Raw genomic sequence first — 13,193 nt, 5'->3', positions numbered from 1 at the left:
ATTACCAGCTTATATGTATATTTATGATGAAAATGGACAACTGATCAAAGGCAGTTGCATGGCGCTGGGCCGTGAGGGTGCAATTGAAATCATGAACAGCAGTTACGGTGTGTACCAAAATACATGCCGCAACACTGGTAAGCTGATGGGTTCGCGCGAACACAACGCTTTTACACTGCACAAAGAGATTGATAAGACCTCGCCATATTTTGCAGTTGCAGTCTGCCAAAGTAAGCGACTGCAAAAGGCAGTAATCCACTATTACGACATCAACGAGGCGGGTGTCGAATACGAGATTTACCGAATTACGCTTAACAACATCGTAATCATGTCCGTCAATGCTGCTCATGCTTATATGCCGGGTTCCCACACTCCGGGCATGATGGAAAATATCGCCATCACCTACTCAGGCATTGAGTGGTTTTATATCGAAGGGAATATCAAATACGACGATGACTGGAGCCGCCCGGTTGGTTACAACCAGCAGCAGAGGTAAATCGAATTGGCAGGCAGATCTGCTGAAAATAAAGACCACTTAGCAGAGTGCCTGCAATACTCGTCGCTATTCCCGAACACGCTTACTTGCAATACGAGCGTACCCGGTCATCAAATCAACGTAAATCAAACCAATAATGCAACAAATTTATAGACTTAAATCATAAGGTTACGTTCTTAACGTACATTTCCGTACTGTTGGGCTTCAACCCCCATCAACACATTAGTTTTATAGCCTGCTATAGCCCATTGTCTTACGGTATCAAGGGCCTTGAGCCAGCGGCCTAAATTATTATTTCTGATTTTAGTTGTTCTCCGTGAATTTCCATGCCAAAGCCTTTTTGTACTTAAAATGGTTGTGGGCGGATCCGGTAACAATCTCCCGCCATCTTTATCACGGTAGCTATCATATGCATAGCGATAGACAGCACGCAGAACACGTGCCCATAAATCAGCCTGGGCTTTACTGCCTTTTTCTTCACGCCTGAACGGGCCACCAAACCATATGCCATGCCCGGTAATGATCTGGTGTCTCGTTTCCACCATTTCACGCCGCCGTTCGTTCGGGTTATGCCGTGTGGTAGCTACTTCAATATGCCCGCTCTCTGGCCTGCTCAATAGTCATATCCGGGAACTTGCCCAACGTCACACGGTAAAATTTTCCGTCGCGCTTTCGGGACGCACAAAAACTTTGCTGCCTCTGGACGTAACACGCAGCCGCAACCCATTAACGACACTATCAGCATATTCAAGGCGTTTGCCGGCATCAGGAACGGGGAGTTCCATCAGCACGGCTTTGGTGAAGCTGATCGTTCTCATAGGGCTTTCTTTTACGCTCCAGCAATCTTCCGGGGATACCTCGGGGATACTTTACAGAGGGAAATACGGGTAATTGTAGGTCATTATCGGCTGTTTTAAAAATCAGTAATTATCTGTTTTTCAATGAAAAATATGAATGGTTATTGATCTGGACACTAATTAACAATTGATGATTTTGCCAACAGTACATATAGCGCGATATACTAAAAATTCTCGCAGCAACTGAACGTTAAGCCTATGAAATACGATACATCCGAGCTTTGTGACATCTATCAGGAAGATGTCAACGTCGTGGAACCGCTGTTCTCTAACTTTGGAGGACGGTCGTCGTTTGGCGGACAAATCATCACGGTAAAATGTTTCGAGGACAACGGGTTGCTGTACGATCTGCTCGAACAAAACGGCCGTGGTCGTATTCTGCTGGTCGATGGTGGCGGTTCTGTCCGTCGTGCGCTGGTCGATGCCGAACTGGCTCGTCTGGCAGTACAGAATGAATGGGAAGGTCTGGTCATCTACGGCTCAGTACGCCAGGTAGACGATCTGGAAGAGCTGGACATCGGCATTCAGGCGATTGCCGCTATTCCGGTTGGTGCTGCAGGTGAAGGCATTGGGGAAAGCGATGTGCGCGTCAATTTTGGCGGCGTGACGTTCTTTTCCGGCGACCACTTGTACGCCGACAATACCGGGATAATTCTTTCCGAAGACCCGCTCGATATCGAGTAAGCAAAAAAGGCACCGCAAGGTGCCTTTTTTATGCGTTGTCGCTGGTTGCCGGATGACAGCTTGCGCCTTATCCGGCCTACAAACTCGTACTCTAAATCCTCTAAAGATTTCACGTCAGGGCAAGGCGGCAAGTAAGTGAATCCCCAGGAGCATAGGTCACTATGTGACTGGGGTGAATGCACGCAGCCAACGCCGCCATAACGTGAAATATGACGAGGATTAGACTTCTTCCATACGACCCAGCAGGGCATGCAGACGATCCTGCCAGCCACTCTGCTGTTCTTTCAGGCTGTTGTTCTCACGCTCCAGTTCTTCACGCTGCTGCTGTGCAGACTGAACTTCCTGCGACAGTGAGTTATTCTTTTCTTTCAGCTCTTCGATTTCCATCTGCAACAGCGTGATGGTATCAATCGCCTGCTGTACTTTTGCTTCCAGTTTCTCAAACACTTCTAATGACATCGTCATACCTCTCCTGAATTGCAAGGCGTTGATGGATAAAAATCCTCGTCCCGATAACCGGCGACGCCTTAATAAAAACGAGCGCACACTACTTAACACCGATTGTATGAAGCCGCGTCATCCCTGTCCAGCGGCATCCCGCGCAGATTGCGGTTTGCAACACTTTTAATCTTTGTCCTGGTGACATAACTGTCATAACTCTTAAGTGTTAACAGGATGATCGGTGAAATGATTCAGCTCACACTATTTTTGTATAACAAATACCGCTCAATGGCGCGAAAACGCTCATTTTGTTGATGGAGTACACACATTTTAATTTCGATATTTCTCGTTTTTGAGCGTTAACGATAAATTAACAGTGTGCCTACCGGCTCCGGGGATGTCAGTGACCTTCTCGCATACAATAAACATTAAACTCTTCAGGATCCGATTATGAGTCAAACATCAACCTTGAAAGGCCAGTGCATTGCTGAATTCCTCGGTACCGGGTTGTTGATTTTCTTCGGTGTGGGTTGTGTCGCTGCACTCAAAGTGGCTGGTGCTACTTTTGGTCAGTGGGAAATCAGTATCATCTGGGGTCTGGGGGTAGCCATGGCTATCTATCTGACAGCAGGCGTTTCTGGCGCACACCTGAATCCAGCAGTCACAATCGCACTATGGCTGTTTGCGTGTTTTGACAAACGCAAAGTCGTTCCTTTTATTATTTCTCAAATTGCTGGCGCCTTTTGCGCAGCGGCATTGGTTTACGGGCTTTATTACAATCTTTTCATCGATTTCGAACAAACGAACCATATCGTGCGCGGTAGTGTAGAAAGCCTCAATCTGGCAGGTACTTTCTCCACCTATCCAAACCCGCATATCAATTTTGTGCAGGCCTTCGCGGTTGAAATGGTCATTACCGCTATTCTAATGGGGCTGATTCTGGCACTGACCGATGATGGTAATGGTGTACCGCGTGGTCCACTGGCACCGCTGCTGATCGGCTTACTGATTGCCGTTATTGGTGCATCCATGGGTCCACTGACCGGTTTTGCGATGAACCCGGCACGTGACTTCGGACCGAAACTCTTCGCCTGGATGGCAGGATGGGGCGAGATTGCCTTCACGGGTGGTCGTGATATCCCTTACTTCCTGGTCCCCGTGTTTGGCCCGATTACCGGCGCAATTCTGGGCGCATGGGCATATCGCAAACTGATTGGTCGCCATTTACCGTGTGATGTCTGCGCGATTGAAGAAAAAGACGTTGCGACCAACACTCAACAAAAAGCTTCGCAGTAATGTGACTACGGGACAAAAATGATGACTGAAAAAAAATATATCGTTGCGCTCGACCAGGGCACCACCAGCTCCCGCGCGGTCGTAATGGACCACGATGCGAATATCGTTAGCGTTTCACAGCGCGAATTCGAGCAAATCTATCCGAAAGCAGGCTGGGTAGAACACGACCCAATGGAAATTTGGGCGACCCAAAGCTCCACGCTGGTAGAAGTGCTGGCGAAAGCCGATATCAGTTCCGATGAAATTGCAGCGATCGGTATTACCAACCAGCGTGAAACCACCATTGTCTGGGAACGTGAAACCGGTAAGCCGATCTATAACGCCATTGTGTGGCAGTGTCGTCGTACCGCAGATATCTGCGAGAAGCTCAAGCGCGACGGTATGGAAGAGTACATCCGTAACAACACCGGTCTGGTCATTGACCCGTATTTCTCCGGTACCAAAGTGAAGTGGATCCTCGACCACGTAGAAGGCTCGCGTGAGCGCGCCCGTCGCGGCGAGCTGCTGTTCGGTACCGTAGACACCTGGCTTATCTGGAAAATGACTCAGGGACGCGTACACGTCACGGATTACACCAACGCCTCACGTACCATGCTGTTCAACATCCATTCCCTGGACTGGGACGACAAGATGCTGGACGCGCTGGACATTCCGCGTGCAATGCTGCCGGAAGTTCGCCGTTCTTCTGAAGTCTATGGCCAGACCAACATTGGCGGTAAAGGCGGCACACGTATTCCTATCTCCGGTATCGCGGGTGACCAGCAGGCTGCACTTTTCGGCCAGCTGTGCGTGAAGGAAGGGATGGCGAAGAACACCTACGGTACTGGCTGCTTCATGCTGATGAATACCGGCGAGAAAGCCGTTAAGTCAGAAAATGGGCTGCTGACCACTATCGCTTGTGGCCCGACCGGGGAAGTGAACTACGCGCTGGAAGGTGCCGTGTTCATGGCGGGTGCGTCCATCCAGTGGCTGCGTGATGAGATGAAACTCATCAGCGATGCATTCGACTCAGAGTATTTCGCCACCAAAGTGAAAGACACCAACGGCGTATATGTTGTTCCGGCGTTCACTGGCTTGGGCGCACCATACTGGGACCCGTATGCACGTGGCGCCATCTTCGGCCTGACCCGTGGCGTAAACTCCAACCACATCATCCGTGCTACGCTTGAGTCTATCGCTTATCAGACGCGTGACGTGCTGGAAGCGATGCAGGCGGACTCCGGTATTCGTCTGCACGCGCTGCGCGTGGATGGCGGTGCGGTAGCCAACAACTTCCTGATGCAGTTCCAGTCTGACATTCTCGGCACACGCGTTGAGCGCCCGGAAGTTCGCGAAGTGACTGCGCTGGGTGCGGCATATCTGGCCGGTCTGGCTGTCGGCTTCTGGCAGAATCTGGATGAGCTGCAGGAAAAAGCGGTCATTGAGCGTGAGTTCCGCCCTGGCATCGAAACCACCGAACGTAACTTCCGTTACAGCGGCTGGAAAAAAGCAGTCAAACGCGCTCTGGCGTGGGAAGATCACGAAGAGTAATACATCATTGCCGGGTGGTGCGGCCTACTGATACGAAACTGACGTAGGCCGGATAAGACGCGTTAGCGTCGCCATCCGGCTATATCTCCGTGCGGGGCAACCCCGCACACACATCAATAATCTCGCCCCCTCCCCTGTGCTACACTTCGCGCCATTCCTTTCTGCTACGAGTTTGCAATGAGACGAGAACTTGCCATTGAATTTTCACGCGTGACCGAAGCGGCTGCACTGGCTGGCTATAAATGGTTGGGTCGCGGCGATAAAAACACCGCTGACGGCGCGGCCGTGAACGCCATGCGTATTATGCTCAACCAGGTCAACATCGACGGCACCATCGTGATTGGCGAAGGTGAGATCGACGAAGCCCCCATGTTGTTTATCGGTGAAAAAGTCGGAACCGGTCTCGGCGATGCTGTTGATATTGCAGTCGATCCCATCGAAGGTACACGTATGACAGCAATGGGCCAGGCGAATGCACTGGCGGTACTGGCTGTCGGCGACAAGGGTTGCTTCCTGAACGCGCCGGACATGTACATGGAAAAGCTGATTGTCGGCCCTGGTGCCAAAGGTTCAATCGACCTGAATCTGTCGCTGGAAGCGAACCTGCGTAATGTCGCCAGCGCGCTCAACAAACCGCTGAGCGAACTGACCGTCACCATTCTGGCGAAACCACGCCACGATGAAACCATCGCCGAAATGCAGGCGCTGGGCGTTCGCGTATTCGCGATTCCCGATGGCGACGTGGCCGCGTCGATTCTGACCTGTATGCCAGACAGTGAAGTTGACGTGCTGTATGGCATTGGTGGCGCACCAGAAGGTGTCGTCTCCGCCGCCGTTATCCGCGCACTGGATGGCGACATGCAAGGCCGTCTGCTGGCTCGCCATGACGTCAAAGGTGACAGCGAAGAGAACCGTTGTATCGGCGAACAGGAGCTGGCTCGCTGCGCCGCGATGGGTATTGAGGCAGGTAAAGCGCTGCGTCTGGATGAAATGGCCCGCAGCGACAACGTTATTTTCTCAGCAACCGGGATCACCAAAGGCGATCTGCTGGAAGGGATTAGCCGCAAAGGTAATATTGCCACCACCGAAACACTGCTGATCCGTGGGAAATCACGTACGATCCGTCGTATTCAGTCCATCCACTACCTCGATCGCAAAGATCCGGATGTACAGACGCATATCCTGTAATTGATTTGATCAATAGAGCCTTCCAGCCCATCTGGGCTGGAAATCTTTCGTGCAACGAACGAAGATAAGGCAATCACAGCAGACAGGAGAAAACCATGGCAGATTGGGTAACAGGCAAAGTCACTAAGGTACAGAACTGGACCGATGCCTTATTTAGTTTGACCGTGCGAGCTCCAGTTCTTCCTTTCACTGCAGGTCAGTTCACTAAGCTTGGCCTGGAGATCGACGGCGAACGCGTCCAGCGTGCCTATTCTTACGTCAATGCCCCTGATAACCCCGATTTAGAGTTTTATCTGGTGACGGTTCCCGACGGCAAACTCAGCCCTCGTCTGGCAGCACTGAAGCCAGGCGATGAAGTCCAGGTGGTAAGTGAAGCTGCTGGTTTCTTCGTGCTAGATGAAGTCCCCGATTGCGACACGCTGTGGATGCTGGCAACCGGCACGGCTATCGGCCCATATTTGTCGATTCTGCAATTAGGCAAAGACCTGGATCGCTTCAAAAATCTGGTGCTGGTCCACGCCGCGCGCTATGCCGCCGATTTAAGCTATCTGCCGTTAATGCAGGACCTGGAAAAACGCTACGAAGGTAAATTACGTATCCAGACGGTTGTGAGCCGTGAAACCGCTGCAGGTTCATTAACCGGGCGAGTTCCGGCGTTGATTGAAAGCGGCGCGCTGGAAGCTGCAGTTGGGCTACCCATGGATACAGCAACCAGTCATGTGATGCTCTGCGGTAACCCGCAAATGGTACGCGACACGCAGCAACTGCTGAAAGAAACCCGGCAGATGACCAAACATCTGCGCCGTCGACCGGGCCATATGACCGCTGAACATTACTGGTAAGGGCTTGCCGGATGGCGCTCACGCTTATCCGGCCTACGAGTCAGCTCTGTATTTTACGTCCTGCGTGTCCTTACCGTATTTATTTGCGTCCTGGGTGCCAACGAACGCGCCCAGATCGATAAGCATACCCACCAGAATCAGCGTCGGTACAAAGCGGCCTACCGCCCATTGCCAGACACCGGGCAATACTGCCCAGTTTCCGGCCAGCAGCATCCATGCAAGAATCATCAGGAACGCCCACGCGCCGGAGCGCCCCCGATCATGCAGACGTTTTACTGTGACTGCAGCCGTCGGCCACAGCAGACAGACCAGACAAAATGCCGCCGTCTGGATATCGAGCAATTGTTTACTCGCCAGCGAAAACAAAACCAGCATCCCGACAATCCACAGACCGATCCAAATCCAGAAATCACGGCGTCCAAGACGCCCTTTAAATGAGAATAACCACTGCTGTATGGTCATGTAGATTCCTTTATTATTACCTTCCAGAACAGTTTACCCTTTTGACAAGCCCGGCGGTTACCGTTTTAATCGTGAGCAGTAAGAATAAAAGGTACGATTGATGAAGCAAGGATTGACTCTGTTTTTATTATTGTTTTCAGCCATGTCCGTGAATACAGCGGCGCTGGCGGAAGAACCATCGACGGCAACCACGGCCCCCTATTTACTGGCGGGCGCGCCGACCTTTGACCTGTCGATTAGTCAGTTTCGCGAAAACTTTAATACACAGAATCCTAAGCTTGCTCTGAATGAGTTCCGTGCCATCGACAGCAGCCGCGATCGGGCAAATCTCACCCGTGCCGCCAGTAAAATCAATGAAAACCTGTATGCGTCCTCCGCCCTTGAGCGCGGCACCTTAAAAATCAAAAGTATGCAGATAACCTGGCTGCCGATTCAGGGGCCAGAACAAAAGGCGGCCAAAGCGAAAGCGCTGGAATACATGACCGCCGTCATTCGCACCGTCGCGCCGCTACTGACAAAAGAGCAAAGCCAGAAAAAGCTGCAAAAATTACTCGCTGCCGGCAAAGGTAAGCACTATTACGCCGAAACCGAAGGCGCAATTCGCTATGTTGTTGCAGATAACGGTGAAAAAGGGCTGACCTTCGCTGTTGAACCGATTAAGCTGGCACTATCAGAAAGTCTTGAGAAAGCGAATTGATGACAAAAAGCAAAGCCTTTCCGCAGACGAATCTCTATACTGTTTCACAGACCATGCTGCCCTGATGGGCGGCCATCTTCCTTAATTCGCTGACAAGCGTGGAGAAATGAAATGCGACATCCTTTAGTGATGGGTAACTGGAAACTGAACGGCAGCCGCCACATGGTAAACGAACTGGTTGCTAACCTGCGTAAAGAACTGGCTGGCGTTGCTGGCTGTGCAGTAGCAATCGCTCCGCCGGAAATGTATATCGACCTGGCGAAACACGCCGCTGCCGGTAGCCACATCATTCTGGGCGCGCAGAACGTTGACCTGAACCTGTCTGGCGCATTCACCGGTGAAACAAGCGCTGAAATGCTGAAAGATATCGGCGCGCAGTACATCATTATCGGTCACTCTGAGCGTCGTACTTACCACAAAGAGTCTGACGAGCTGATCGCGAAGAAATTCGCTGTGCTGAAAGAGCAGGGTCTGACGCCGGTTCTGTGCATCGGTGAAACCGAAGCAGAAAACGAAGCAGGTAAAACTGAAGAAGTTTGCGCACGCCAGATTGACGCAGTGCTGAAAACTCAGGGCGCAGCAGCATTCGAAGGCGTGGTTATCGCTTACGAACCTGTATGGGCTATCGGTACCGGTAAATCTGCAACGCCTGCTCAGGCTCAGGCAGTCCACAAATTCATCCGTGACCACATTGCTAAAGCTGATGCGAAAATCGCTGAACAAGTGATCATTCAGTACGGCGGCTCCGTAAACGCAGCTAACGCTGCTGAACTGTTCGCTCAGCCGGACATCGACGGCGCGCTGGTTGGCGGTGCATCGCTGAAAGCAGACGCTTTCGCCGTGATCGTTAAAGCCGCTGAAGCCGCTAAACAGGCCTAAGTTGTTAAAAGGGGAGCATCGCTCCCCTTCTTATACCCGCTTTACCAGTATCCCAGCCAGTGCCACCAGAAGGCCCCCGTGACACCCCAGATGGTCAGGTTGACCACACTCATCACCAGTCCCGTTTTCCACCACTCAGCCAGTGTAACGTAACCCGAACCAAAGATGATCGGCGCAGTCCCTGTACCATAGTGCGTGAGCGACATCATCAACGAGGAGGAGAAGCCCAGCATCAGACCAAGCAGCGCCGGTGGAGCACCGAGGCCTAATCCGGCAGCGAAGAAAGCCGCGAACATGGCCGTGATATGTGCAGTGGTACTGGCGAAAAAGTAGTGTGAATAGACATAAAGCAGGATCAGCAGCAGCGTGGCGATACTCCAGTGCACCCCGAGATGGTCAATTGCACTACCAACACTCGTCGCCAGCCACCCCACCAGGCCCAGTTTGCTCAGGAAATCCGCCATCATAACCAGTGCGGCAAACCAGACTATCGTATCCCAAGCACCACGGCATTTAAGGATATCGTCCCAACTCAATACCCCTGTCACTAACAGAACAGACAAGCCAATCAGCGCCGCGCTGGTGGGGTTAACGGCCCAGGTACTGCCCATCAGCATTGCTGGAACACCTGCCCACAGGCAGAGCAGCAAAGCGAAAACCGCGAGGGTGATTTTTTCAGCCAGCGACAACGGACCGAGTGCCCCCAGTTTTTCCCGGGCAAACTCTGGCGCATTCGGTGTGCGTGTAATAGCGGGCGGATAGAGCCACCAGATGACAATAGGCATCACGACCAGTGAGACAACGGCCGGAAGAAGCGCCGCAATCGCCCACATTCCCCAGGTCATATTCAGCACCCCATCCGTCCCTTTGGTCAAAAAACTCACAATAAGCGGGTTTGGCGCGGTAGCGGTAATAAACATTGCCGAACTGATCGGGTTAATGTTGTAGTTCACCAGAGCCAGATAACGACCTGTAGCGCCGTTCTCTTTGTCACCGGGTTGAGAGCCCAGACTTTCCGCAATCGCTCGCATCACCGGGTGAATAATACCGCCACCGCGCGCGGTATTGCTCGGTGTAACGGGTGCGATTAGCGTTTCTGCCAGCGTTAGCGCCCAGGCGATACCCAACGTTCTTTTGCCAAACAACGCAATAAACCCATAGCCGATACGCGCGCCCAGCCCCGTTTTCAACAGGCTTTGCGACAACATAATCGAGATGCCGATCAGCCAGATAAGCTGGTTGGAGAAACCACTTAACGCATCGCTCAGCGCCGCGGTGGGTTTACCGGGGTGCGTCACGCCGGTCATCGCCACCAGCATAATCGCCACAATCGCAATCGCGCCGATAGGCATGGCTTTACCAATAATTGCCGCGATAGTACCGATAAATAACGCCAGCAGATGCCACGCCTCGGGGGTGACATCTGCTGGACATGGGATAACAAACCAGATGGTCAGCGTAATAACAATCGAGATGATGGCAGGCCAACAGCGGATGGGGCTCAATCTGTCCATGAATCAATCCTTGAGTTTCCAGTACGCAATTATGCGCTCAGGTATTAACCAATATCGGTGCGCATAATACAATTCACCCACTCACAAAACAAAAAATTAACATTCAGATACAACTATAATTTCCCCAACACGCTAAACCACAGATAATCCAGCGGCAGCAGTATCAGATACGTTGCCGCCGCCAGCGTGATACACAGCAGCATTCCAGCTCTTGCCGGTACTTTTCCTAACGCCATTGCCACCACAATCGGTGATGCCTGATACGGCAATAGCGGTGTGGAATAGCCCAATACCTGAATCATAATCACCGAGAGTAGCGGGAAGCCGGTCGCATCTGAAAAACTTTGTGCCAGTGTGGTATACAGTGCCGGAACGCCGTTCGCCGTCATGATGAAATTAAGTGCGGTGGTAATGCCGGTCAATGCAAGGAAGCTGGTAAACGGTTTGTCCGCATCCAGCGGCATCACCTGTAACAGCGCCTCGCCTACCGCGCTACCGATACCGGTCTGCGTCACGGTGATGGCCAGTCCCAGGATACCCGCCACGTAAATGCAGGTACGGATATTCACCCCACTGGAAAATTCTTCGCCATTAATAAATCCTACGCGCGGCAACAGCGTAATCACCGCCGCCACCAGCCCGGTCCATGCCGGCCCCACGCCATGCCAGCTTTCGCTGACCCACAGAAACAGCACCACCGCTAACATCCAGGCCAGACGTTTTTCATCACGACTCATTGGTTCAGGCGGCGTCAGATCGCGCGGCGCATGAGGTTGGCCGGGAAACAGCCAGCAGATAAGACCAATGAGCACCGCACCTTTTAGCCAACCCAACACGGGTGTATGCAGCAGCAAATAGGGAAGATAATTCAAGTGGATACCCCAGGAACCTTCCGCTGCGCCACTCATCACCAGGTTTGGTACGTTAGCAGGTAAGATCGTGGCGGAAAGCTGGAAGGTACCAAAACCGACGGCAAGCGCCAGACCATACCAGGCGCGCGTGCCGTCGTGAATTCCAGCCCGTTTCGCCATCGCCGCCACAATCGGCATCAGCAGCGCAATACGTCCCATGTTGGACGGCATGACGAACGCCAGCGCGTAACTCAATAGCACCACGCTCGCGACCATTAATGGCCAGGAGTCCGTCAGCCTTGACGACAATGCCCTCGCTGCCCGGTCCGCCAGCCCCGTTTTACGAATCGCGATGCCCAGCACAAAACCACTGAAGACCAGCCAGAACGCCGATGAGGCAAAGCCACCAAAGATGACATCCGGTGGCGCGATTTTGGCCACCATCGCCACGGCAAAGAAAAGCAGCGCCGTGATAAATTCCGGCAACAGCGACGTCGCCCAAAGCAAAATGGTGACGCCGACCACCAGAGAGGGAATAAACAGAGGGTGTGAAAGCCAGAGCGACATGCCTGTCTCCTGTTGTTTTTTTCAACAAGAATACGGGGACAGGCAAAGAGAGTAAACGCCAGATTAAGGGGGGCTAACGCAGAATATCACATTGATGATCCTGGATTTCCTCAGAGGAGGCGAGATTCAGCGACAGCAGGTCACGCTGAGTCGCCAGCAGGACAAAGGATTCGTCGCTTTGACGCACCATCGCCAGCGCATAGCTTCCCATCCGCTCACGCGCATCCGGCACCTCTTCAGCCAGCATCATAAACGGGCCGCGCTGCGCCAGTTCGTTTTCCGTCACACGACGCGCCAGATATTCATGCCCGCGCAATCCGCCGGGCAATGGCAACCAGCGAGTGCTGATTTTCGCCATATTGTCATCCAGTTGCGTTCTGACGTCGGGTCGCAGGCAGGAGATATGAATGTGAAAGTGATTTTGCGTACGCCCGGTACGTGAGTTAATTGTCAGCGATACCGCCTTATCAGGGATCTCCTGACCGTATTTTTGACTCATAAAACTACGTGCCTGCCAGGCTAGCCAGAAAAAATTCGGTGTTCCAGATTCCAACAGCAACGGGCTCTCCGTGCCATTGATACGGTAGGTTGGCATCAACAGATATTGCAGCGGACCGTTACGGTCTTTTAACACCACATATCCGGCATCGGGTTTAACTTCAGTACACGGCGCGGGATTGTGCTGCTGCAACTGATGTGGCAGGCATTGCTCAAGGACTATCTGGCGTAACGCGTCCGGGTTACCGCTGAATTTCCAGTACCCTATGCCCGCAGCGGCGGCGACCACAATAACCGCCAGTAAAAGATAACCTGCTTTTTTCATTACGCGTTCCCTGTATCCCATTGAGGCGCAAGAGTAACGCAAAACGATGACAAATAAAAAACCCGG

Annotated in this window: 15 protein-coding genes; 8 read left to right on the top strand and 7 right to left on the bottom strand. The window is 52.4% G+C overall.

What is annotated here, in order from left to right:
* On the top strand, positions 1–496 hold a 496-nt coding region (locus tag NNN64_RS11670), incomplete at its 5' end, for an Hcp family type VI secretion system effector (RefSeq protein ID WP_271441488.1).
* Between the two features lie 176 nt (positions 497–672).
* On the opposite strand, the gene NNN64_RS11665 is transcribed toward NNN64_RS11670, so the two are convergent.
* Together NNN64_RS11665 and NNN64_RS11660 are read right to left on the bottom strand one after the other, a co-directional pair.
* Positions 673–1,041 (bottom strand): hypothetical protein, encoded by a 369-nt coding sequence (locus NNN64_RS11665; RefSeq protein WP_271441487.1) that lies wholly within the window; start codon positions 1,039–1,041, stop codon positions 673–675.
* Between the two features lie 99 nt (positions 1,042–1,140).
* Positions 1,141–1,314, bottom strand: coding sequence for a hypothetical protein (locus NNN64_RS11660; RefSeq protein ID WP_271441486.1), 174 nt, complete (start codon positions 1,312–1,314; stop codon positions 1,141–1,143).
* Between the two features lie 237 nt (positions 1,315–1,551).
* On the opposite strand from NNN64_RS11660, the gene rraA reads away from it, so the two are divergent.
* Positions 1,552–2,037 (top strand): ribonuclease E activity regulator RraA, encoded by a 486-nt coding sequence (rraA, locus tag NNN64_RS11655; protein WP_003028798.1) that lies wholly within the window; start codon positions 1,552–1,554, stop codon positions 2,035–2,037.
* A 219-nt stretch (positions 2,038–2,256) separates the two neighbouring features.
* On the opposite strand, the gene zapB is transcribed toward rraA, so the two are convergent.
* A complete protein-coding gene (gene zapB, locus NNN64_RS11650; RefSeq protein WP_115259761.1) occupies positions 2,257–2,502 on the bottom strand; it encodes a septal ring assembly protein ZapB in 246 nt (81 codons plus the stop codon).
* 426 nt (positions 2,503–2,928) lie between these two features.
* Here zapB and NNN64_RS11645 point away from each other — a divergent pair, with 426 nt between their 5' ends.
* From NNN64_RS11645 to fpr, 4 genes are all read left to right on the top strand, one after another.
* Positions 2,929–3,774, top strand: coding sequence for an MIP/aquaporin family protein (locus NNN64_RS11645; protein ID WP_137381460.1), 846 nt, complete (start codon positions 2,929–2,931; stop codon positions 3,772–3,774).
* Positions 3,775–3,795: 21 nt separating this feature from the next.
* Positions 3,796–5,304 carry a glycerol kinase GlpK gene (gene glpK, locus NNN64_RS11640; RefSeq protein WP_271441490.1) on the top strand — a complete coding sequence of 503 codons (1,509 nt, stop codon included), beginning with the start codon at positions 3,796–3,798 and terminating at the stop codon, positions 5,302–5,304.
* 177 nt (positions 5,305–5,481) lie between these two features.
* Entirely contained in the window at positions 5,482–6,492 is a 1,011-nt protein-coding gene (gene glpX, locus NNN64_RS11635) for a class II fructose-bisphosphatase (protein ID WP_271441485.1), read from the top strand.
* Positions 6,493–6,587: 95 nt separating this feature from the next.
* Positions 6,588–7,334, top strand: a complete 747-nt coding sequence (fpr, locus tag NNN64_RS11630; RefSeq protein WP_101741961.1) for a ferredoxin--NADP(+) reductase — start codon at positions 6,588–6,590, stop codon at positions 7,332–7,334.
* Positions 7,335–7,367: 33 nt separating this feature from the next.
* Here fpr and NNN64_RS11625 read toward each other — a convergent pair whose 3' ends face one another.
* On the bottom strand, positions 7,368–7,796 hold the full coding sequence (locus tag NNN64_RS11625; RefSeq protein ID WP_005121733.1) for a DUF805 domain-containing protein: 429 nt from the start codon (positions 7,794–7,796) through the stop codon (positions 7,368–7,370).
* Positions 7,797–7,896: 100 nt separating this feature from the next.
* Between NNN64_RS11625 and NNN64_RS11620 the strand changes: the two genes are divergently transcribed.
* Together NNN64_RS11620 and tpiA are read left to right on the top strand one after the other, a co-directional pair.
* Positions 7,897–8,493, top strand: coding sequence for a YiiQ family protein (locus tag NNN64_RS11620; RefSeq protein WP_271441484.1), 597 nt, complete (start codon positions 7,897–7,899; stop codon positions 8,491–8,493).
* Between the two features lie 111 nt (positions 8,494–8,604).
* Complete coding sequence (gene tpiA / locus NNN64_RS11615; RefSeq protein ID WP_003028783.1) at positions 8,605–9,372, top strand: triose-phosphate isomerase; 768 nt, start codon at positions 8,605–8,607, stop codon at positions 9,370–9,372.
* 41 nt (positions 9,373–9,413) lie between these two features.
* Here the strand turns inward: tpiA and NNN64_RS11610 are convergent, their stop codons facing one another.
* The 3 genes from NNN64_RS11610 to NNN64_RS11600 all read right to left on the bottom strand — a co-directional run bounded on the left by NNN64_RS11610 (position 9,414) and on the right by NNN64_RS11600 (position 13,127).
* Positions 9,414–10,886: a DASS family sodium-coupled anion symporter gene (locus NNN64_RS11610; RefSeq protein WP_271441483.1), complete on the bottom strand. Its 1,473-nt coding sequence runs from the start codon at positions 10,884–10,886 to the stop codon at positions 9,414–9,416.
* A 113-nt stretch (positions 10,887–10,999) separates the two neighbouring features.
* A complete protein-coding gene (locus tag NNN64_RS11605) occupies positions 11,000–12,304 on the bottom strand; it encodes an SLC13 family permease (RefSeq protein ID WP_271441482.1) in 1,305 nt (434 codons plus the stop codon).
* A 73-nt stretch (positions 12,305–12,377) separates the two neighbouring features.
* On the bottom strand, positions 12,378–13,127 hold the full coding sequence (locus NNN64_RS11600) for a CDP-diacylglycerol diphosphatase (RefSeq protein WP_271441481.1): 750 nt from the start codon (positions 13,125–13,127) through the stop codon (positions 12,378–12,380).
* Positions 13,128–13,193 lie beyond the last annotated feature (66 nt).

Source organism: Citrobacter sp. Igbk 14, assembly GCF_028069825.1.
Lineage (GTDB): Bacteria > Pseudomonadota > Gammaproteobacteria > Enterobacterales > Enterobacteriaceae > Citrobacter.
This window is presented reverse-complemented; position numbering and strand designations above follow the sequence as displayed.

Bases quoted from the DNA above. Each gene is read 5' to 3' on its own strand.
- NNN64_RS11665 (WP_271441487.1), bottom strand. From the start codon at position 1,041: ATGGTGGAAACGAGACACCAGATCATTACCGGGCATGGCATATGGTTT.
- NNN64_RS11660 (WP_271441486.1), bottom strand. From the start codon at position 1,314: ATGAGAACGATCAGCTTCACCAAAGCCGTGCTGATGGAACTCCCCGTT.
- rraA (WP_003028798.1), top strand. From the start codon at position 1,552: ATGAAATACGATACATCCGAGCTTTGTGACATCTATCAGGAAGATGTC.
- zapB (WP_115259761.1), bottom strand. From the start codon at position 2,502: ATGACGATGTCATTAGAAGTGTTTGAGAAACTGGAAGCAAAAGTACAG.
- NNN64_RS11645 (WP_137381460.1), top strand. From the start codon at position 2,929: ATGAGTCAAACATCAACCTTGAAAGGCCAGTGCATTGCTGAATTCCTC.
- glpK (WP_271441490.1), top strand. From the start codon at position 3,796: ATGACTGAAAAAAAATATATCGTTGCGCTCGACCAGGGCACCACCAGC.
- glpX (WP_271441485.1), top strand. From the start codon at position 5,482: ATGAGACGAGAACTTGCCATTGAATTTTCACGCGTGACCGAAGCGGCT.
- fpr (WP_101741961.1), top strand. From the start codon at position 6,588: ATGGCAGATTGGGTAACAGGCAAAGTCACTAAGGTACAGAACTGGACC.
- NNN64_RS11625 (WP_005121733.1), bottom strand. From the start codon at position 7,796: ATGACCATACAGCAGTGGTTATTCTCATTTAAAGGGCGTCTTGGACGC.
- NNN64_RS11620 (WP_271441484.1), top strand. From the start codon at position 7,897: ATGAAGCAAGGATTGACTCTGTTTTTATTATTGTTTTCAGCCATGTCC.
- tpiA (WP_003028783.1), top strand. From the start codon at position 8,605: ATGCGACATCCTTTAGTGATGGGTAACTGGAAACTGAACGGCAGCCGC.
- NNN64_RS11610 (WP_271441483.1), bottom strand. From the start codon at position 10,886: ATGGACAGATTGAGCCCCATCCGCTGTTGGCCTGCCATCATCTCGATT.
- NNN64_RS11605 (WP_271441482.1), bottom strand. From the start codon at position 12,304: ATGTCGCTCTGGCTTTCACACCCTCTGTTTATTCCCTCTCTGGTGGTC.
- NNN64_RS11600 (WP_271441481.1), bottom strand. From the start codon at position 13,127: ATGAAAAAAGCAGGTTATCTTTTACTGGCGGTTATTGTGGTCGCCGCC.